13 protein-coding genes and 1 pseudogene are annotated in these 19,578 nt (G+C 68.5%); 1 reads left to right on the top strand and 13 read right to left on the bottom strand.

The genetic code is table 11. The features are described 5' to 3' along the window. Positions 1-291: 291 nt before the first annotated feature. The 3 genes and pseudogenes from ACTJJK_RS00900 to ACTJJK_RS00890 all read right to left on the bottom strand — a co-directional run bounded on the left by ACTJJK_RS00900 (position 292) and on the right by ACTJJK_RS00890 (position 5,172). Positions 292-1,314, bottom strand: a complete 1,023-nt coding sequence (locus ACTJJK_RS00900; RefSeq protein WP_031372746.1) for a 3-oxoacyl-ACP synthase III — start codon at positions 1,312-1,314, stop codon at positions 292-294. 250 nt (positions 1,315-1,564) lie between these two features. After that, positions 1,565-1,879: pseudogene (locus ACTJJK_RS00895) on the bottom strand (DUF4156 domain-containing protein); the annotation flags it as partial. Positions 1,880-2,265: 386 nt separating this feature from the next. Further along, entirely contained in the window at positions 2,266-5,172 is a 2,907-nt protein-coding gene (locus ACTJJK_RS00890) for a M16 family metallopeptidase (RefSeq protein ID WP_440729222.1), read from the bottom strand. Between the two features lie 153 nt (positions 5,173-5,325). Between ACTJJK_RS00890 and trmL the strand changes: the two genes are divergently transcribed. After that, entirely contained in the window at positions 5,326-5,790 is a 465-nt protein-coding gene (gene trmL, locus ACTJJK_RS00885) for a tRNA (uridine(34)/cytosine(34)/5-carboxymethylaminomethyluridine(34)-2'-O)-methyltransferase TrmL (RefSeq protein WP_440729221.1), read from the top strand. 96 nt (positions 5,791-5,886) lie between these two features. Here the strand turns inward: trmL and ACTJJK_RS00880 are convergent, their stop codons facing one another. The 10 genes from ACTJJK_RS00880 to ACTJJK_RS00835 all read right to left on the bottom strand — a co-directional run bounded on the left by ACTJJK_RS00880 (position 5,887) and on the right by ACTJJK_RS00835 (position 19,476). Continuing rightward, positions 5,887-7,116: an MFS transporter gene (locus ACTJJK_RS00880; protein WP_440729220.1), complete on the bottom strand. Its 1,230-nt coding sequence runs from the start codon at positions 7,114-7,116 to the stop codon at positions 5,887-5,889. An 8-nt stretch (positions 7,117-7,124) separates the two neighbouring features. Continuing rightward, positions 7,125-8,009, bottom strand: a complete 885-nt coding sequence (locus ACTJJK_RS00875; protein ID WP_440729219.1) for a Rossmann-like domain-containing protein — start codon at positions 8,007-8,009, stop codon at positions 7,125-7,127. A gap of 267 nt (positions 8,010-8,276) precedes the next feature. After that, positions 8,277-9,617, bottom strand: coding sequence for an ATP-grasp domain-containing protein (locus tag ACTJJK_RS00870; RefSeq protein WP_440729218.1), 1,341 nt, complete (start codon positions 9,615-9,617; stop codon positions 8,277-8,279). Between the two features lie 23 nt (positions 9,618-9,640). Beyond that, positions 9,641-10,702 carry a pyridoxal-phosphate dependent enzyme gene (locus tag ACTJJK_RS00865; protein ID WP_440729217.1) on the bottom strand — a complete coding sequence of 354 codons (1,062 nt, stop codon included), beginning with the start codon at positions 10,700-10,702 and terminating at the stop codon, positions 9,641-9,643. Then, on the bottom strand, positions 10,702-11,646 hold the full coding sequence (locus ACTJJK_RS00860) for a GHMP family kinase ATP-binding protein (protein WP_440729216.1): 945 nt from the start codon (positions 11,644-11,646) through the stop codon (positions 10,702-10,704). The genes ACTJJK_RS00865 and ACTJJK_RS00860 overlap by 1 nt, the downstream gene beginning before the upstream one ends. Before the next feature lie 27 nt (positions 11,647-11,673). Further along, positions 11,674-13,611, bottom strand: coding sequence for a TonB-dependent siderophore receptor (locus ACTJJK_RS00855; protein ID WP_440729215.1), 1,938 nt, complete (start codon positions 13,609-13,611; stop codon positions 11,674-11,676). A gap of 3 nt (positions 13,612-13,614) precedes the next feature. Further along, complete coding sequence (locus tag ACTJJK_RS00850) at positions 13,615-15,111, bottom strand: DUF3526 domain-containing protein (RefSeq protein WP_440729214.1); 1,497 nt, start codon at positions 15,109-15,111, stop codon at positions 13,615-13,617. Further along, positions 15,108-16,511, bottom strand: coding sequence for a DUF3526 domain-containing protein (locus tag ACTJJK_RS00845; protein ID WP_031372757.1), 1,404 nt, complete (start codon positions 16,509-16,511; stop codon positions 15,108-15,110). The genes ACTJJK_RS00850 and ACTJJK_RS00845 overlap by 4 nt, the downstream gene beginning before the upstream one ends. Beyond that, positions 16,508-17,236, bottom strand: coding sequence for an ABC transporter ATP-binding protein (locus ACTJJK_RS00840; protein ID WP_440729213.1), 729 nt, complete (start codon positions 17,234-17,236; stop codon positions 16,508-16,510). Before ACTJJK_RS00840 ends, ACTJJK_RS00845 begins: the two co-directional genes overlap by 4 nt. After that, positions 17,233-19,476 carry a TonB-dependent receptor gene (locus ACTJJK_RS00835; RefSeq protein WP_440729212.1) on the bottom strand — a complete coding sequence of 748 codons (2,244 nt, stop codon included), beginning with the start codon at positions 19,474-19,476 and terminating at the stop codon, positions 17,233-17,235. Before ACTJJK_RS00835 ends, ACTJJK_RS00840 begins: the two co-directional genes overlap by 4 nt. Positions 19,477-19,578 lie beyond the last annotated feature (102 nt).

The raw sequence follows: 19,578 nt of genomic DNA, 5'->3' as shown, positions 1-19,578 counted from the left end.
ACGCAGGGATTTTTCATACGGGACATCCCTGTCCCGATGAAAAACGGCCCGCATCCATGCGGGCCGCCCTCCGGGTCTTCCGTTGCCTTCGCGAGTGCGAATCGGCGCACAGCAAGGGGCAACGACAGCGACAGCGACAGCGACAGCGACAAGCAACATCGCGCACGCCAAAGGCTCACTCGACGCGACACCGACACCCGAACCCCCAAAAGCAAAAAGCCCGGCGCTTTCGCACCGGGCTTTTGGTATTCGACTGCACCGCCGGCTCGCGCCGCACGGCTCAAGCAGGCATTACCAGACCACTTCGGCCATCGAGCAGTTCAGGCCCGAACCGATGCCGAGCAGCGCAACGCGGCTGCCCTTCTTCAGGCGACCCATCTCGCGCAGCTTGCTCAACACGATCGGCACCGAGGCCGGACCGATGTTGCCGTGCTCGCCGAAGATGGTCATGACCTTCTTCGGGTCGATGCCGAAGGCCTTGAGGAAGGCCTGGGTGTGGGCGCGGCTGACCTGGTGGATGACGAATTCGTCGAGCTCTTCGACCGCCCAACCCAACGCGGCCTTGGCCGCGGCGAAGGTCTTGTGGCCGAGCTTGAGGCCTTCGATCATCAGCATGCGGCCGTCGGCCACCATGCGGTCGTGATGCAGGTCGCCCAGGCACAGCTGGTTCCACTCGGTCGCCGAACGGGTCACGCCGCCGCGGTAACGCGGGGCGCCCGGGGCGAGTTCGGCGCGCGCGAGCACCATCGCGGCGGCACCGCTGCCGAGCGTCAGGGTCGCCATCTCGTCGCGCAGCTGCGACTCGGTGACGTCGGCCTTGCTCAGGCGCTCGATGGTCTTCTCGTAGGCGAGGTTGGCGGTTTCGCCGTCGACGACCAGGGCGTAGTCGATCTCGCCGCGCTCGATCATGCGGCCGGCGATGTCCATGCCGTTGAGGAAGGCGAGACAGGCGTTGGCGACGTCGAAGTTCTGGCAGTTCTCGCCCAGGCGCAGATTGCCGGCGACGATGCTGGCCGTGGACGGCTCCAGGTAATCGCGGCTCACCGAGGTGTTGACGAGCAGGCCGATGCGATCGGTATCGACCGCGGCATCGGCGAGCGCCTTGACGGCGGCCAGGGTTGCGGCGTCGGATGCGCGCATTTCGCCGTCCCACAGACGACGCTCGTGCACGCCGGCGACATCCTGCAGCACATTGACCTTGATGCCGAGGCGATCGAGGGTGGGCTTGAGGCGGGCGTTGATTTCGTCGGAGGTCAGCTTGCGCGGAGCATCGACATGAGCGAGCCCGGCAATAGCGACGTGTTGGAACAGCATGGGCGCAAACCCTTCGCGGACAAAGTGCGACAGATTAACGCCTTCACGACCCCTATGCATTAGCCATGCTTGGCCTGCGGCCGGTACCCGGCGCTCGCCCCGCGCCATAAACCCCTTGAAAAACAGCGGATTAGGACAGCGCGAGAGGCCTTAACAGGCCGTACGCGAGAGTTTGGAAATGCGCTCAGCCGCCCACAGGATAGGTCTGAGCGGCCGCCGAAGGCGCCGATTGCGCAGCCGGGGCCGCGCCGGGGCCGCAGCGGTAGGCGGCAAAACGCTGCTGGCCGTCGGCCGGCGCTGCCACCGGCTGGATGGTATCGGCCTGCAGACCGGGGGCTTCGTTGCGCGCCAGGGTTTCGAGTTCTTCGCGCACGCGCAGGGCGTTGCGTTCGTAGAAAGCGACGTTGTGCTTGACCGCGACGACGACTTCGCCGCGCTTCTCGCAACCCGACGGCGCCGGGCCGCCGGAGAGCACGCGCACCGCTTGTGCGCCGGGCGCCATCTGCACCCAGGTGCAGGCCGAGCCCATCAGGGCCAGGGTCGAAGCCAGGGAGACGATTGCCAACGCGCGCATGGAAACCTCGTTAGGGATGCGATCGCGCGCATTGTCACCGGAATCGGCTGAGCGCGGTAGGAATGGGGCGCTGGGCGGAGAGAGCGAAGGCGGAAGCAAATCCCCCCTGCCCCCTTTTGCAAAGGGGGGAATCCGTCTTGGGGAGACGAAGTGACGAGTGCAGCGCTGCTCCGCTTGCTGCCATCGAAAGTACAACTGCAGAAAGCGCCCCGCCCATGCCCCCTTTTAGAAAGGGGGCGGCGACCGCGAAGCGGACGCGGGGGATTTAGCTTTTGCTTTTGCTTTTACGGCAGCGGCCACTGCGACTGCCCCACAAACGCCAACGGGCCGCCTCCGAAGAGGCGGCCCGTCGCGTTGCATGACATCAACCGATCGGCTCAGCGTACCGGCTTGCCGTCCTGATCGATCACTTCGACTTCGCCGAGCTTGAGCGCGCGGATCGGCTGTTCGATCTTCGACAGGTCGCCGACCACCACCCAGGTCAATGCGGCCGGGTCGAGCGTCTTCGCCGCGGCCTGCGCGAGCGCCGGGGTCATCGCTTCGTTGCGCGCCTTGTACTCGAGGATGTAGTCCGCAGGACGGCCGTAGCGCTGGTCGGCGCTGACCTGGGCCATCAGGGCGTCGGTGGTTTCGTAGGCGCCCGGCAGGCTCAAGGTGTTCGAGGCGCGGATCTTGGCGACCTCGGCGGCGCTGATCGGCGCGCTGCCGCTGGCGAAGGACTCGATCTCGCGCTTGAGCTCGGCCAGCGACTCCACGGTCTTGTCCGACTGCACCGCGGCCTGGGCGATCCACGGCCGCTGGCCCTTGGCGTTGCCCGAGCCGCTGTAGGAACCGTAGGCCCAGTGCTTGTCCTCGCGCAGGTTCATGTTGAGGCGCGAGCTGAATTCGCCGCCGAGCACGCCGTTGGCGAAATCGAAGTCGATGGTGCCGGCATCGCCGGTCGGTGCGATCAGTTCGCCGACGTAGAGGTTGGACTGGATCGCGCCGGGCTGGTCGACCAGGAACACGCGCGGCGCCTTCGGGCGCGCCACCGTGGCCAGTGCCGGCAGAGCCGGCGCGTTGGCGCCGGCCTTCCAGTCGCCGAAACGGCGCTCCAACTGCGGCACGATCTGCGCCAGGGTGGTGTCGCCGACCACGAACACGCGGGCACGGTCGGGCTGCAGCCAATCGCGGTGGAAGGCGACCAGGTCGTCGCGGCTCAACGACGCGATCGAGGCCTCGGTGCCGGTGCCGGTGAACGGAATCGCATAGGCATGGCCGGCGCCGTACAGCAGCGGCGGCAACACGCGCAGCGCCGCGGTCTGCGGACGCGCCTTCTCCTGCTTGATCCCGGCCAGCCATTGCGCGCGCACGCGTTCGATTTCCGCGGCCTCGAACCGCGGGCGGCGGACCACGTCGGCGAACAGGTCCAGCGACGGTTCGAGCTTGTCGGTCAGCGCCGACATCGCGACGTTGGCGCTGTCGAGGCTGGCGTTGGACGACAGCTCGACGCCGAGCGCTTCCTTGCGCGCCGACAGTTGCAGCGCGCCGTAGTCGCCGGCGCCTTCATCGAGCATCGCCATGCCGAAACTGGCGGTGCCGACCTTCTTGCCGAGGTCGGCGCTGAAACCGCCGGGGAATTCCATCGCCAGCTGCACCACCGGGGTTTCGTGGCGCTCGATCAGCACCACTTCCATGCCGTTGCCCAGGCGTGCGCGCTGCGGGGTCGGGAAGTTGAGATCGGGGAAACGCTGCGTCACCGGCACGCCGGTGCTGCGATCGACCGTGGAGGCCACGGTCTTGAAGCGCGGGTCGGCGGCCGGAATCGCCGCCGGCCGGGTCGCGGGCGCGGCGCGCACGGTTTCCGGCAGCGACGAGGCCGGCTTGTCGCCGGGCTGCACGATCAGGGTGTGCGAGCCGACGCCGAGCCAACGACGGCCCGCGGCCTGCACGCTGGCCGGGGTCGCCGCGGCGAGTTCCTTGAGTTCGTCGCGATAGCAGTCGGGCTTGCCGAGCAGCACCGCGCAGCGCGCGAGCACGTCGGACTTGCCGCCGAAACCGCCGATGCGTTCGACCCCGCGGACGAAGTCGGCGCGGCTCGCGGTCTTGGCCTGTTCGAGCTCCTGCGCGGTCGGGCCTTGTTCGATCAGGCGCTTGATCTCTTCGTCGATGGCGGCGCGCACCTTGGCCGGGTCGACGCCCTGCTTGACGTTGGCGACCACCACCAGGGTGCCGCTGATCTCGGCGTCGTTGATCGACACGCTGGCGCTGTCGGCGATGCGGTCGGCGTGGACCAGGCGCGCGTCCAGGCGCGAGGCCGCGCTGCCGCCGAGGACCTGCGCGAACAGGCCGAGTTCGGTGCCGTCTGGGCTGCCGAATTCGGCGACCGGCCAGGCGCGGTAAACGCGCGCCTGCGGCACACGGTCGGGCACCGTTTCCTCGGTGTCGCGCTCGCGCTTGGGCACGCGCGCGGCCATGTCGGGCAGGGTCGCGCTGGCCGGAATGTCGCCGAAGTAACGCAGCGCCTTTTCCTTGGCGGTCGCCACATCGATGTCGCCGGCGAGCACCAGCACTGCGTTGTTGGGGCCGTACCAGCTGCGGAACCAGGTCTTGACGTCGTCGAGCGAGGCCGCGTCGAGGTCGGCCATCGAGCCGATGGTCTGCCAGCTGTAGGGGTGGTCGGCCGGATACAGCGCCTCGTAGAGCTTGGCGCTGATGCGGCGGCCGTAGGGCTGGTTTTCGCCCTGGCGCTTTTCGTTCTGGACCACGCCGCGCTGTTCGTCGAGGGTTTTCTGGTCGATCGCGCCGAGCAGATGGCCCATGCGGTCCGATTCCATCCACAGCGCCATGTCGAGCGCGGTGGTCGGCACGTTCTGGAAGTAGTTGGTGCGGTCCTGGTTGGTGGTGCCGTTCTGGTCGGTCACGCCGACCAGCTCGAACGGCGCGAAGAACTCGCCCTTGTGGTTCTCCGAGCCCTGGAACATGAGGTGCTCGAACAGATGGGCGAAACCGGTGCGCCCGGCCTGCTCGTTCTTGCTGCCGACGTGGTACCAGACGTTGACCGCGACGATCGGCGCCTTGCGATCGGTATGGACGATCACCCGCAAGCCGTTGGGCAGGGTGAACTCTTCATACGGGATCGAAACCTCGGCCTTCGAGTTCGCGTTGGCGCCGGCGGCCGGTGCCGCCAGCGCCGGCGCGCAGACCGTGCCGGCCACGGCGGTCGCCAGCGCGAGAGCCAGCGCGGCGGCGCGCGGGCGGGCGGCGCGGAGCGCGTTCGGGGACAACGGGGACTTCGGCGACATGGGCACTCCTGGCTGGGGTCGTCCGCGCGCGGACGAAAGCACCATCCTAGGCGGGTCGAGGCGCCCAGGCACTAGGCCGGCGGTCATAGGGGGTGGCCGGTCGCATTTACGTTGTCGCTGCGGCCGAGCGGCCTCGCCGCGCATAATGCGCGGATGTTCGACGTCATCCTTTACCAGCCCGAGATTCCGCCCAACACCGGCAACGTGATCCGCCTGTGCGCGAACACCGGCGCGCGCCTGCACCTGGTGGCGCCGCTGGGGTTCACCCTGGAGGACAAGCAATTGCGCCGCGCCGGGCTCGACTATCACGAGTACGCCGCCGTGCAGGTGCACGACAGCCTGGCCGCGGCGCTGGACGCGATCGCGCCGCCGCGACTGTTCGCGCTGAGCACGCGCGGCCGGGTCCGCCACGACCAGCCCCGCTATGCCGCCGGCGACGCCTTCGTGTTCGGCCCGGAAACCCGCGGCCTGCCCGAGGACGTGCTCGAACGGATCCCGGCCGAACATCGCCTGCGCCTGCCGATGCGCCCGGACAACCGCAGCCTGAATCTGTCCAACGCGGTCGCGGTGGTGGTGTTCGAGGCCTGGCGCCAGCACGACTTCGCTGGCGGCGCCTGAGCCGCACGAAGAAAAAGACTCCCCCTTCCCCTCGGGTGCGGAAGAGGGAGCAAATCTCCTCGGCCTTGGCCGAACCTCGTTGCCGTTACTGGCGCCTCATGCGGCCGGCAGCGCCTGCGCGCGCGGCGCGCGCAGCAGCAGCGACAGGCCCAGCGCGTTGAGCAGGCCGATGGCGCAGAACACCGTCCACGGCAACCACGGCCAGTGCCTCGCCGTCGCCACATCGACCAGCCAACCGCCGGCGACGTTGCCCAAGCCGCCGCCGATGGCGAGGCTGAGCGAACTCACGCCGAGAAACGTGCCGAGCGCGCGCGGGTCGGCCATGCCGGCGATCAAGGTCTGTTGGGTCGGGCGGGTCATCACCGCGCCGACCGCGAAGCCGCCGATGCACAACAGGAAACCGGCGAAGCCGTCGGTGAAGCCGATCGCGCCGACCGCCAGCGACATCAGCACCACACCGAGCACCAGCACCTGGGCGGTGCTGAGACGCTGTTCGAGCCAGCGCACCAGGCCGTATTGCAGCAACACCGTCAGGCCGGCGCTGACCGCGAACATCACCCCGACGCTGTCGACTTCGCCGGTCAGCCGCTGTGCCAACAGGGGCAGGCTGATGTTGATCTGCACCGCGAGAAACCAGTACGGCATCATCAGCACGACCAGGCTCAGGAAAGCGCGGTCGCGGCGCACCAGGTCGAGGCCGTGGCGCAGCGGCGGCGGCCGCTCCGGCATCTCCACCGACGGCAACAGGCGCAGGGCGATGACGAAGTTGAGCGCGAAACAGGCCGCGGCGACCAGGCAGACCACGCGGAAGTCGAAACGCAACAAGGCGACCCCGAGCAAGGGCCCGAGCGTGGTCGCCACGCCACTGACCCAGTTGCTGATCGCGTAATAACGCGGCCGCGTGCGCTCGTCGGTGAGCGCGGCGATAGAAGCCTGGTACGGCGCCTCGAACATCGCCCCGCCGAGCGCCGACACCGCCATCGCGAACAACAGCAGCGGCAGATCGTCGGCGAAGGCCAGGCTGGCGAAGCCGGCCGCGCGCAGCAACACGCCGAGACAGATCATGCGGCGCGTGCCGAAGCGGTCCGAGAGCACGCCGCCGACCAGAGCCAGGCCTTGTTGGGTCAGTTGCCGCACCGCCAACGCCAGACCGACCGCCGCCGCGGCCAAGCCGACGTCGTTGACGAAGTGCACCGCGACCAGCGGCATCAACATGGCGAAGCCGGTCACCATGAAGAAGGTGTAGACCAGCAAACCGTTGAGGCCGCGTCGGCGCGCGTCGGCGCCGAGGGGAACGGATGCCTGCAGCGGCGGGCTTGCGCTCATGGCCGCGCTCAGGCCGCCGCGCGCGCATCGCCTGCAGCGGCGGCGCGATACAGATGGATCGGCGTCGGGTCGGCGCTGAACTGCGAGAACGGGAACGGCTCGGCCGACACCGCGGCGACACCGTGTCCGAGAAAACGCGGCACGATCGCGCTGCCGGTCTGGGCGTAGACGATCAACGGAATGCCGCGCGCGCGCACGCTGGCGAGGATCTCGTCGAAAGAGCCGTTGCTCAGGGTCATGCCGGTGGCGATCACCAGGTCCGCCTGCGCCAGCACCGGCCGCATATCGCGCACCACCTCGGTGCCGTCCTGGGTGCGTTGCAGATTGAAATCGCAGGGCAGGCAAATCCCGCCCTGGGCCTGGATCGCCGCCACCAGCGGGTTGACCACGCCGATCAGGCCCACGCGCATGCCCGGCTCGATCTTGAGCAGACCGGCGATGGCCTCGTCGCGCGCCCGCGCCCGCTCCAGCGGCGTACCGTGCGGCAGCATGAACACCTGCGCCTCGGCCGCCTCGCGATGCGGCCGCACCAGCGACAGGTAGGCATCGAGCGCGGCGACCCGCACCGGCGTGCGTTGATCGCGCAGCAACTCGGCGACGCTACGCCCGGACAACTCCTCGGCGATCACCGAGTCGAGCTGATCGCGCTCAACACAACAACCGCCGAAGCCCGACTCCACCCGCAGCACCAGATAGTAGTTGCGGTATTTGGTCTCGGTGCCCGGGAACTGGGTGCTCTGGCGCACCCAGAACGCGCCGACGGCATGCAGGCCTTCGGGATTCGGGCCGTAGTCGCCGCGCAGCACCGCTTCGGTCAGTGCAGCGACGTCGATGGGCGGCAGTTGGCCGGTGGAAGGTGCGGCAGCGACGGCCGTCGGTACGGAAAGCGTCATGTCGTCGGTCTCGGAGAAATTGTGCGGGGGAAGCGCGTCGGATTGCGGTCGATGGGGCTGTTGCTGTTGCTTCTATTGCACTTGCCGTTGCCGTTGCCCCCTTTGGAAAAGGGGGGCCGCGACCGCGTAGCGGACGCGGGGGGATTTGCCTTTGCCTTTGCTGTTGCTCGGCCTCGAACTAAAAGCGAAGGGCAAATCCCCCCTGCCCCCCTTTTCCAAAGGGGGGGACAGCAATGGGATAGCGGGAGCAAATCCATACAGCCGCGCTCACGCTGCAGTCGACGCCAGTTCTGCAGCAGCGCGAGTCCGGGCCTCCTCCCTGTCATCCGCTTGCGTATCCGGGCCCGCGCTCGTGTCCGCATAACGCAGCGTGACCTCGGCCAGCGCCCGCTCGGCATACCCGCGCGCCTGTCCGCCTACCCGATCGACCGCGATCACGTGGCCGAGGTAACAGGCGTTGTCGATCGGCGCCGCGACTTCGCTGCCGGCCACCGCGCTCAGGCTCCAGCGCTCGATATTCGGATCGGCCTCCAGGCTCGCGGCGCCGTCCATCGCCAGCACGTAGCCGCCGCGCGGCGGCACCAGGAACTTGATCGCCGCACTGGCGATACCGGTATCGACGCGCCCCAGGTCCGGTTCGCGGCCGAGGGCGAGCTCGATCTGCGCATCGAGCAGGTCGATGCCGGTCACGCGCTGGATCAACTCGGCGATGTAGTTGCCGCCCGGGCGCGGATTGATCTCGACGACGCGCGGCCCATCCGCGGTCAGCTTGACCTCGGTGTGGCTGATGCCGTGATCGTGTCCGACCGCTTCGAGCGCACCGAGCACCAAGGCCTCGATGGCCGCAGCGTCGGCCGGATTGAGCCGGGCCGGGAACATATGCCCGTCCTCGATGAAGTACGGAAACCCCGTAAGGCTCTTGTCGGTGATGCCGATGACCGTGGTACGGCCGCGATAGGTGCACGCCTCGACGCTGAACTCCTCGCCGCACAGGTACTCCTCCAACAGCAGCAAGGGCACGCGCGCCTGTTCGCGGAAATTGCGCGGAAACTGTTCGAGCGCATCGAAGGCCGCACACAGCTCTTCCTCGTCGTGAATCAGGCGCACGAACGCGCTCGATGCCAGGTCGGTCGGCTTGACGATCAAGGGATAGCCGATCCGCTGCGCCTCGCTGCGGGTCTCGTCCCAGGAGCGGGTCACCGCGAACTTCGGGTTCGGCAGGCCGGCGCGTTCGATCGCCTCGCGCACCCGGTCCTTGCGCCGCTCCATCACCACATTGGCCGAGAACGCCTGCGGCAGCCCCAGCGCCTGCGCGACCTGGGCCACGGTGTCGATGTAGTAATCGCAAATCGTCACCACACCGTCGAACTTGAGGATGGCGTGCTGGGCGCGCAGGAATTCGATCAGCGCCGGCACGTCGTTGGTCTCGGCGGTCAGCACGTGATCGGCATGGTCGATTACCGGGTGAATCTCTTGCGAACGCGCGTCGCGGTAATGACCGCGATTGCGGGTGACGAAGGTATAGCGGTGGCCGAGCCGGCCGATCGCGGGCGGGAAGATGCGGCCGGTGCCGCCGACCCAGCTTTCGATCATCAACAGATGCGCCATGAGGAGTTGCTCCAGGGAGGGATTCAGTGCGCGGCGACGAGCGCCGCATCGCGTTGCGGCGGCGCTACGACGTCGTCGGGATCGGTGGCGAAGTCGGCGCGCGCCCAGGCCATCGCCGACCACGGCAGGGCCAGCTCATCGAGCGAGGCGATGGGCTTGGGCTCCAGGCCACGCGGGTCCAGGGCCTGTTCGTAATGAGCGAACACACCCTCGACATAGCGGTGGCCGGTGTCGGCGGCGAGAAAGACGATGTTGCGTTCGGGCCGGCGCGCGGCTTCGCGCGCGGCGACCAGATAGCAGCAGCCGGTCGACAAACCGGCGAACACCGCGTGTTCGCGCAGCAGGGCCACCGAACCCGACAGACCGTAGTCGAACGAGACCCAGTGAATCTGGTCGTACAAGCGATGCTGCACGTTGCGGAACGGAATCGAACTGCCGATACCGGCGATGATGATGCCGGGGTCTTCGATGTGCTGGCAGCCGAAGGTCATGCTGCCGAACGGTTGCACGCCGATCAGTTCGACCGCGGCATCGTGCGCGCGCAAGGCTCTGGCCAGACCGCCGGTGGAACAGCCCGAGCCGACCCCGCCGACCACGCTGAGCGCGCTGTCGCCAAGGACATCGGCGAACAAAGCCGCGACCGGCTCGTACCCGTCGTAATGGATGTCGTCGTGGTACTGCTGCATCCAGTGCACGTCGGGGCGGCTGTCGAGCAGTTCGCGGATGCGCGCCACGCGCAGGCTCTGGTCCATCTTCAAGGTCGCCTGCGGCTCGACCTGCTCGATGGTCGCACCGAGGATGCGCAGCTGCAGCATCAGGGTGCGGTCGACGGTCTTGGAGCCGACGATGTGGCAATGCAGGCCGTACTTGTGACAGGCCAGGGCCAGAGCATACGCATAGATGCCGCTGGAGCTGTCCATCAGGGTCGCGCCCGGGCGGATGCGGCCGCTGGCGAGCAGGCGCTCGACCGCGACCAGAGTCGAATACACCTTCATGGTCTCGAAGCGGGCGACATAGAGATTGGCGCCCAGCCGAACCAGGTCGGGCGCCTTGATCGCGTCGGCGATATGCGTATGCATGCTCATCAGAACCCCGTTTCGGCGAAACGGCACTGGTGGCCCAGGCCGCGGAAGAAGGCCGACAGCTCGCCCATGCGCGCCGCGTCGGGCCGCTCGACGAACAGATAGCCGAGCAGGCTGCCGGTGTGGGCGACGACGATGCCGTCGGCGGCGAAATCGCTGCGCCGTTCTAGCAACGCATCAAGGTGGCGTTTGGCGATCACCCCCTGCGCCAACTGCGCGCTCTGGGTCGCGCAGGCGCAAATGGCGGCGAGGTCGTGCGCGGCGAACGCCTGCAGCGCACGTTCGAGATTGTCCTGATAGGCGTCGAGATGGCGCTGGTAGTGGGCCAGCAAGGGATGCGCGTACTTCTCGGTCTCGACCGTGCCGCCTTCGTCGATGTAGCAGGCATGCAGGCGCAGCGGCGTATCGAAGGCCTGCACGATCTGCTGGCGTCCGCTCAGGTACAACGCGTGGGTGTCGAGGAACACGCTGTCGGAACGCTCGATGCCGCGCAGCAGGTCGGCGATCGCCGCCGGCGCCGAGGCCAGGCCGAAGATCCGGTCCAGGCAACGAATGGTGGCGACGATGTCGGCGGTCGAACTGGCCATGCCCTTGCCGAGCGGCAGTTCCGAGTCGTGGCTCCAGCGCCCGCTCGGCAGGCGCTTGCCGTGCGCTTGCAGGTACAGCGCGATCGCCTGCCGGCATTTGTCCTTGCCGGCCAGGTCGACGGCGATGTCGCCATCGTCGCCCGGGGCGAAATGGATCCAGCTGTATTTGCGCACCGGCAAGGAGATCAGGCCGATGTGCAATTCGCCGTCCTGCGCATACGGCCCCTGCAACAGCTCGCCCAGCGTGCCGTGGCAGACGCCGCTGTAGATCCTCGAAGTCCGCTCGCACGACGCCCGCACCTGCGCGCGGGCCCCACCCCGCGCGTGGTCGTTATCGCGATACCGCTCCTGCCTCAGCATGGCCGCACGCTCCCCAAAACCGCCGAATTAACCGTCGAAATCGACCGCGAGCTGGGCCACGTAGCGCCGCCCGTCGGTGAGTCCGAAACTGTTGTTGCCGTAGATGTTCCAGGTGTAGGTGTCGCCGACGTTGGCGACCAGCAGGCGCAAGGTCGCCGGCGCCGAACCGAGCCGGAACCGATAGCGCGCGCCGACATCGACCAAGGTGTAGTCGGGTACGCGGTTGCGTCCGTCGCGCGACGCGATGCGTTCGCCGTAGTGACTCATCGACAGATCGAACGAGAGCCCCGCCCACGACGGTGGGCGGTATTCGAGATCGGCGCGCAGCACGCGCTCGGTCTGGCCGATCGGGCGATCGCCCACCCGGCCCAGACGTACCGCCTCGCCGCTCACCCGCGGCCGCATCAACACCGCGCCGGCGACCAGGCTCAGGGAATCCATCGGCCGACCGCTCAGGCTCAACTCGACGCCGCGGTGGCGCACTTCGCCGATCGCGCCGTAGACGTTGCGCTCGTCGGTGGTGAAATAGGGTTTACGCACGTCGAAGGCACCGGCGACCAGCTTCATGCCGTCGGCGAAGGCCCAACGCAGGCCGGCGTCGCTCTGCCGCGTACGGATCGCCGGCAGGGCTTCGTTGCGATTGGCCGCGTCGTCGGGTGCGATGCCGCTTTCCTCCAGACCGCGGGTGTGGCCGGCGTACAAGGCCAGGCGCTTGCCGAGATAGACCGAGACGTTGGCGTTCGGCAGCCAGGGCTGATCGCGCGTTGCGGTGCGCGGCAGGCCCGGTTGGTCGACGCTTTTTTCATAGCGGCTGCGCTGGATGCCGAGGCTGAGTTCGCCGACCTCGCGCCAGCGCCCTTCGTAGGCCAGGCCGCCGGTCCATTGGCGGACCTGGTCGTGGGTGCGCGGGCCGAACGCGAACGCTGCGGGTTCAGGCATCGGCAAGGGTTCGCCGAGCGGCCGCACGCCGAAATCCAGGGTCGGCGCCGAACCGCCGTACTCGCTGTCGAGGCGACGGCCGCGTGCGGCGAGGTGCAGCACATGCAGGCGCGGGCCTTCGCGAAAACTGCGGCTCAGGCGCAGCTCGCCGCTGGTCGAGGCCGAGCGCTGGCGCGGATCGGCGATGACTTTCTCGCGCGCCAGGCCATCGCGGGTAGTGTCGACGAACAACTCGGCGAAACCGCTCGGCATATTATTGATCGAGCGGAACACGCCGCCGGTCAGGGCCCAGTCGTCGCCGAAGCGCGCCTTGCCGAGCACGCCGTAGTTGCGGCTGTCGTACTCGTTGTCCGACCAGGTCTGGCCGAAATGACGGCGGCGTTCGATCTTCGGCGGAAGATGATTGCCGGCAGTAATGATCGTCGGCGCGACTTCCTCGTCGCGGCCGCGCGAGATGCTCCAGAACGGCAGGATCTCGATGTTCTCGGTCGGGCGCCAACGCGGCACCACACCGGCGCGCAGATAGCGCGCGTCGGCGCCGTCGTAATACTCCTCGCGCGCATACGAGACACCGGCGGCGATCCCGAGCCGGCCCGGGATCACGGGCAGCTTGGCGTCGAGTTCCAACGCCGGCGCGCCGTAGGCATTGAGCGCGCCGACCACGCTGATCACGCGCTGGTCGCCGGCCTTCTGCAGGCGATAGTCGACGATGCCGGTCGGCGCCGGGAACGGATAACTCAACGCCGACAGGCCGACGCGAATGGTCGAGCCCTCGACCAGGCGCGGCGGCACCGTGCCCTGGCGATCGAAATAGACTCCGTCCATGCGCACGTTGCCGGCGTCGACCGGCGAAAAGCCGCGCACCTGCTTGGTGCTGTACAAGCCGATGGTTTCGTTGCCGAGGGTGGCACCGAACGCGTCCTCGGCCGCGGTGACGGCGTTGTCGTCGGTGCGTTGCGCCTGCACCGCGCCCGTCGCGGTCGCAGCGATCAGGCCCAAGGCCCAGGCCAGTGCGTCTCGTCTCATCGCTCAGAGCTCCGTCGGCCAGCGACGCAAACGCCGCCAGGCGAGTGCGGTCAGCAGACCCGCCAGCAGGCACAGCCAACCGATCATCGGCAGCACCGCGGCGACCCGCGCGCGCGCTGGCGCCTCGGTGCCGAGATACGCGGGAATGCCGTCGTAATCGGCGAAGTTCATCCGCCCGTAGCTATTGGCCACCGCGCGCGGCGTCGGCGCGGCGATTTGCCCTTGGATGCGCGGGTAGAACCAATCGCGCAGGCGCAGTTGGTATGCGCGGGTCTGCTGTTCGAAGCGTTCATGACGGGTAGCATCGGTGCCGGCAAGCACCGCCAAAGCTTCTTCCAGTCCCAACGGCGGCGCGAGATAGCCGGCCCAGTCCGAGACCCGGCCGCGCCATTCGCGCGCGGCCTGTTGGCGCTCGCGCAAGGGCAGCAGGCGCCGTTCGAGCTCCGGGGTCAGGAAGGTCATGCGCGTGGCGTAGTCGATCTTGGCCACGCGCTCGGTCGCCGCGGCGAGTACGGAAGATCGGCGGAAGGCGGCGGCGACGATCGCGTCGCGCTGTTCGGCGATGGCGTCGTTGGCGCGCCGTTGCGCATCGACATAGGCCACCGGCGGCGGCGCGTCGCCGAGCCGGGTCGCGAGCGCGCTGCCGAGCAGGGGCAGGCCGATCGCGAGCAGCGCCCACACCGCGCTCATCAGGCTGATCGCGCCGGCGGCGCTGGGCCAGGCCGAGACCACGACGAATCCCAGCGCGGCCCAGAACGACAGGTAAGCCACCACCAGTACCGCCGACGCGATCAGTTCGGGCCAGGCCGCGGCGATATCGGCGCCGGCGGCCAGGAGTGAGACAGTCGCCAACAGCAGCGTCGCCGGCGCGAGCCAGGCGACGATGGCGGCGACGCGGGCGCCGAGCCAGGTCCGCGGACCGACCCGTTGCGCGGCGATCAAACGCAGCATGCCGTGGTCGCGCTCGAAGGTGGCGAGCAAGCCGATCAACAGCACTACCGCGATCGGCAGCAGATACACCAACACGAAGCCGAGGTCGAAACGTCCCAGCCCGAGCCCGCGCGGGTTCTCGAAGTCGTACACCGGTTCGACCCCGAACGGTGTTTCCAGCTTGACCGGCAAGCGCCCGGGCATCAGGTCGCTGACCCCGACCGCGAGCGGCGACAACGGCAGGTTCGGCTTGTAGCTGTGCGTACGCAGGAAATAGCGGCTGAAGCCCGCGGCGTCGGTCGGGTCCTGCCAGTACGGCACTTCGCTCTCGGCCGGCTCGGCGTAGCGGCGCGCGCGTTCGCGGATCTGCGCGGTCCAGGCCGCATCGCTGGCGCGGCTGCGTTCGATCGCCGCGTCCTGGCTGCGATGCAGGGCGGCGCCGCTGAGCGCACCCCACAGCATCGCCACGCCGAGCAGGCCGATCACCATCCACAGCAAGCGATTACGTCCGACGTGGCGCAGCTCCCAGCGCCACAACGCGACGAAACCGATGTCGACCGTCGCGCTCATGGCCGCATCCTCCGCGCCGCCAGCGCCAACGCCGCCCAGGCCGCCGCGCACCAGCCCAGCAAGGCCAGCAAGGCCGGCGTGCTCACGCCCCAGGCGCTCGCCAACGGCGGCACGCGATGGCGGAACTCGGGGATCTGCGCCCACAGCGAAGCATCGTTGGTATGACGCGGCCCCTCGCCGTTGAGCGGATGCGCCATCACGTCCTGGTTCATGCGATTGACTAACTCGCGCCGGTAGCGCTCGGCGCCATCGACGAAGCGGCGGTGATGGACGAAGTCGCTGCCGGCCAGGGCCGGCGACAGACTCTGCATCGCCGCCATCGGCGACAGCAGGCCCAGCACGGCATAGCCGCGATCCTGCGCTTCGACGCGGTCGTAGAAACCGCCGAGCACGCGGTCGAACACCGCATGCGAATGCCGCTCGCTCAGATCGAGTTCGGCGCCGCGCAGATCGACCCGCAACTCGTCCTTGCTCGCCGCGCCGTACTGCGCCAGCAGCTTGGCCTGGTTGGCCTTGGCATCCTCGGCGGTCCAGAACGCCGGCGCCTCGTCGAGCAAACGCTGCTTGACCGCCTGGGTCGACGGCAACGGCTGCGCGCTGTCGACCGCGCTGTTGGCCCAGCGCGGCAAGGCCAGGCCGAACACGATCCACAGACCGAACAACAGCGCCAACGCCGCGCGCACACTGCCGGCGAGCATCGACACCGCAATGCCGACCGCGGTCAGCAAGGCCAGATACAGCGCCATCGTCAGCGTCCATAAGCCCAGGCGCGTGGCGGTGTCGAGGTCGAACACGCCCAGGACGAAGCTCGATGCAGCGGTCGCAGCGGTCACCGGCAGCAGCAAGACCAACACGAGTGCAGACCAGATCGCCAAGGCCTTGCTGATCACGATCGCGCGCGGCCGGATCGCCGCGCCCAGCGCCAAGCGCAAGGTGCCGCGTTCGCGGTCCATCGCCACCGCGGTGAAGGCAAGCAGGAAAGCGACCAAGGGCGCGAAGCCGATCAGCAGCCCGGCCGGACTGACCAGGCCGGCGCGCTGCAGCATCGAGGCCTCGCCTTGCGGCCGGTACAGCATGTCGTTCTGCACATGCGCTTCCAGCCAGACCGCCTGGCCCACGAAGGGCTCCACGCCGGGATCGAGCGCGGCCAGCACCGGCGTCGGCTTGAAGGCGTAGATGCTGTAATGCGCGGCCGAGTGCGGGTCTTTCTCGCCCTGGCCCAGCCAGCGCGCGCGCTCGGCGCGGCCGATCTCGCTCTTGGCCGCATTGGTCGTGGCGATCGCATCCAGATTGACCGCGAACGCCAGCAACACCAAGGCGCCCAGGCAAAGCAAGGCCCACCACGCCCGACGGTCGCGACGCAGCAGCGTCCATTCGTAACCGGTCAGCGACGCGCTCATGCGGCGAGCTGCTCCAGATACAGGGCTTCGATCTCGGTCGCCGACAGTTCGTCGGTATGACGTTCGACCAGCAGACGCCCGGCGCGCAGGATGCCGAGCCGATGCGCCACATCCTTGACCCGATACAGATCGTGGGTCGCCATCAGCACCGCGATGCCGCGCTTGGCCGCCGCGCGCACGCCTTGCGAGAGGTCGTTGGCGGCGCTGGCGTCGAGCCCCGAGGTGGGTTCGTCGAGCAGCAACAACTGCGCATTCTTGGCCAGGGCGATCGCCAGGCCGACCTTCTGGCGCATGCCTTTCGAAAATCCGGCGGCGCGGCGGCTGTGCGCCTCCTCCTGCAAACCGGCTTCGGTGAGCAACGCGCGCGCCTGCGCATCGTCGAGACGGCGCCCGCCGAGCAGGGCGAAATAGCTCAGGTTCTCGATCGCGTTGAGAGTGGGATGCAGCATCACCGTTTCCGGCAGGTAGGCGATCTTGGCCCGTGCCGCGAGCGGGTCGCGGTCGACGCGGGTGCCGGCGACGTCGATATGGCCCGCCTCCGGCGCCAGGAAGCCGAGGATCAGGTTCAAGGTGGTGGTCTTGCCGGCGCCGTTCGGGCCGAGCAAGGCATAAACCTCGCCCGGCGCGATCGCCAGCGACAAGGCTTCGAGCGCATGGCGCGCACCGAAGTCCTTGCGCACCTCGTGCAGGCGCAGCGCGTCGCTGCGGGTTTCCAGCAGGCTCATAGGTTCACCCGGAAAGTCAGTTCGACGCTGCGCGGCGGCGCGATCACCAATTGGTCGGCAGCGCCGCCGGACCAGTCGGCATAGAAGGCATCGCCGAGGTTGCGCCCATGCAGGGCGATCTCGCCGAACGGCAGGCGGTAGGCGACGGAGGCGTCCCAGACGTCGTGGCCGCCGACGCGGATGCTGTTGGCGTTGTTGGTGTAGAAGGCGCCGACATGACGCACGCCGCCGCCGAGGGTCAGCGGGATCGCCTCGAAGCGATAGCTCGCGTACAGGTTGGCGACGCGCTCGGGCACGTTCGGCGGCACGTTACCGGCGCGGTCGACGCCGCCGGCTTCGCGCAGTTCGTCGAAGCGCGCATCGAGCGCGGCCAAGCTCGCATCCAGGCGCAGGCCGCGCGTCAGCGCCGCCGATGCCGACAGTTCGATGCCGCGCGAGGACTGGCGCCCGCCCTGCACCGACAGATTCGCATTGAGCGGGTCGCGGGTGACGATGTCGTCCTGCTCGATCCAGTAACCGCCCAGGCTGAGGTCGATGCGGTCCTGCCAGAAGCTGCTCTTGATGCCGGCGTCGATGGCGCGGCCGTGGGTCAGCTCGAAGCGCGAATTGGCCAGCGACAGCAGCGGCAGGCTGCCGACCGGCGCGACCGCCTCGCTGTACTGGGCGAACAACTGGGTCTTCGGGCTGAGGTCGAATACCGTGCCGAGCCGCCACGACAAGGGTTCGTAACGCCGCTCGAACCGGGTCAGCGCTGCGGTGTTGAGGTCGCGGATGCTGCGTTCGAGTTCGATGCGGTCGTAACGCAGCCCGGCCAGCAGCAACCAGCGCGGGCTCAGGTTGAGCGCGTCTTCGGCGAACACCGAGGCGACCCGGGTCGTCGAGTCGAAATCGACGCGGTTGCCGGTGCCGGGAAAGTTGCGCGCAACGTCGTCGAAGGACACGCGGCCGCGGACCGGCGCGAACGGGTCGACCGCCGTGGTCGTGCCGAAACGGCGCATGACGAAGAAGTCGCCGTCGCTGAACTCGACCCCGACCGAGGCGCGGTTGCGGCGCCCGGCCAGGCGGTGCTCCGAGAACAGGGTCGCGCGTTCCACCCAGAAGCGATGTTCGTGTTCGATCCGGGTGGTGCCGCGATCGAGCAGGCCGCTGCGGCGGTTATAGGTATAGGTCTCGGAATTCAGCCAGCGCCGCTTGGCGTCGTAATAGCCGAACTCGTTGCTGAAACGCAGACCGTCGCTGAGCTGCCAGCTCACCCGCGAGCGCAGCCAGTCGCTGCGTGCGTCCTGTACGCCGTTGTCGACGTTGTAGTTGCGCTTGCGCAGGGAGCGGTCGAGCACGTAGTCGCTGCCGCTGCGCACCAGCCCGCTCGGCTCGCGGGCGATGGCACGCGGCAGCAGGGGCGTGCCCCAGTAGGCGGTGTCGTAGTCGTCTTCGTAATGATCCAGGGCCAGATCGATGTCGAGCGCGTCGCTCGGACGCCAGCGCGCGGCCAGCGTCGCCGAGGTCGCCTCACTGGCGGTGTCGTCGACATAACCGTCGCTGCGACGATGGCTGGCCACCGCGCGCAAGGCGAAGCGATCGCTGAGCGGAATGTTCGCGTCGAGCGCATAACGCTGGCTGCCGAAGCTGCCCCAGCCGGCCATGCCTTCGAAAGCGCGGGCATCCACAGCACTGTCGCCGAGCTGCGGCCGCTTCGGCACCAGGTTGATCGCGCCGGCCAGCGCGCCTTCGCCGTATAGCACCGAGGCCGGGCCCTTGAGCACTTCGATGCGCTCGAAGCTCCAACTGTCGAAGTCGCGCGTGACCAAGGGCGCCGCGGTCTGGCGCACGCCGTCGTAGAGCAAGGCGATGGCGCCGCCGGTGAACCCGCGCATCGAGGTCATGCCCGGCGACGACGGCAACTGCCCGGCCAATACGCCGGGCGCGGCGTTGAGCGCATCGACGCTGCCGCGCAGGCCGCGGGCCTGGATCGCGTCCTGGCTCAGCACTTCGACCATCGCCGGGGTCTCGCGCGCGGTCAGGCCGAGCCGCGAACCGGTGGCGTTGGCGGTGTCGAGCGGCGCGGTGGCGGCGCGCCGGCCCTCGACGGTGACCGTGTCGAGCAGGGTCGCCGCCGCGCCGCCGGCGGCCTCCTGTGCCGCCGCCGGCGACGCCAACGTCACCGATGCCAAAGCCGATGCGAGCGTCATCCGCCCGAAGTACGCCGCACCTGCCCGGCTGCCCTGCTTGCCTGCGCTCACTGTGATCCTCGCCCCATGCCTTCTGTGAAATGAAACGATATATCATTTCATTGACGAGGCAATGTAAGTCGAGGTGAAGGGCGCGTCAATACGCCCCGCCAA

The sequence above is a fragment of the Lysobacter sp. 22409 genome, from assembly GCF_052045105.1.
GTDB lineage: Bacteria > Pseudomonadota > Gammaproteobacteria > Xanthomonadales > Xanthomonadaceae > Lysobacter > Lysobacter antibioticus_B.
The sequence above is the reverse complement of the archived record's forward strand: the minus strand, read 5'-3'. Positions and strand labels throughout refer to the sequence as shown.

Excerpts from the sequence above, each read along its gene's own strand:
- ACTJJK_RS00900 (WP_031372746.1), bottom strand. The coding sequence starts at position 1,314 with ATGCTGTTCCAACACGTCGCTATTGCCGGGCTCGCTCATGTCGATGCT.
- ACTJJK_RS00890 (WP_440729222.1), bottom strand. The coding sequence starts at position 5,172 with ATGTCGCCGAAGTCCCCGTTGTCCCCGAACGCGCTCCGCGCCGCCCGC.
- trmL (WP_440729221.1), top strand. The coding sequence starts at position 5,326 with ATGTTCGACGTCATCCTTTACCAGCCCGAGATTCCGCCCAACACCGGC.
- ACTJJK_RS00880 (WP_440729220.1), bottom strand. The coding sequence starts at position 7,116 with ATGAGCGCAAGCCCGCCGCTGCAGGCATCCGTTCCCCTCGGCGCCGAC.
- ACTJJK_RS00875 (WP_440729219.1), bottom strand. The coding sequence starts at position 8,009 with ATGACGCTTTCCGTACCGACGGCCGTCGCTGCCGCACCTTCCACCGGC.
- ACTJJK_RS00870 (WP_440729218.1), bottom strand. The coding sequence starts at position 9,617 with ATGGCGCATCTGTTGATGATCGAAAGCTGGGTCGGCGGCACCGGCCGC.
- ACTJJK_RS00865 (WP_440729217.1), bottom strand. The coding sequence starts at position 10,702 with ATGAGCATGCATACGCATATCGCCGACGCGATCAAGGCGCCCGACCTG.
- ACTJJK_RS00860 (WP_440729216.1), bottom strand. The coding sequence starts at position 11,646 with ATGCTGAGGCAGGAGCGGTATCGCGATAACGACCACGCGCGGGGTGGG.
- ACTJJK_RS00855 (WP_440729215.1), bottom strand. The coding sequence starts at position 13,611 with ATGAGACGAGACGCACTGGCCTGGGCCTTGGGCCTGATCGCTGCGACC.
- ACTJJK_RS00850 (WP_440729214.1), bottom strand. The coding sequence starts at position 15,111 with ATGAGCGCGACGGTCGACATCGGTTTCGTCGCGTTGTGGCGCTGGGAG.
- ACTJJK_RS00845 (WP_031372757.1), bottom strand. The coding sequence starts at position 16,511 with ATGAGCGCGTCGCTGACCGGTTACGAATGGACGCTGCTGCGTCGCGAC.
- ACTJJK_RS00840 (WP_440729213.1), bottom strand. The coding sequence starts at position 17,236 with ATGAGCCTGCTGGAAACCCGCAGCGACGCGCTGCGCCTGCACGAGGTG.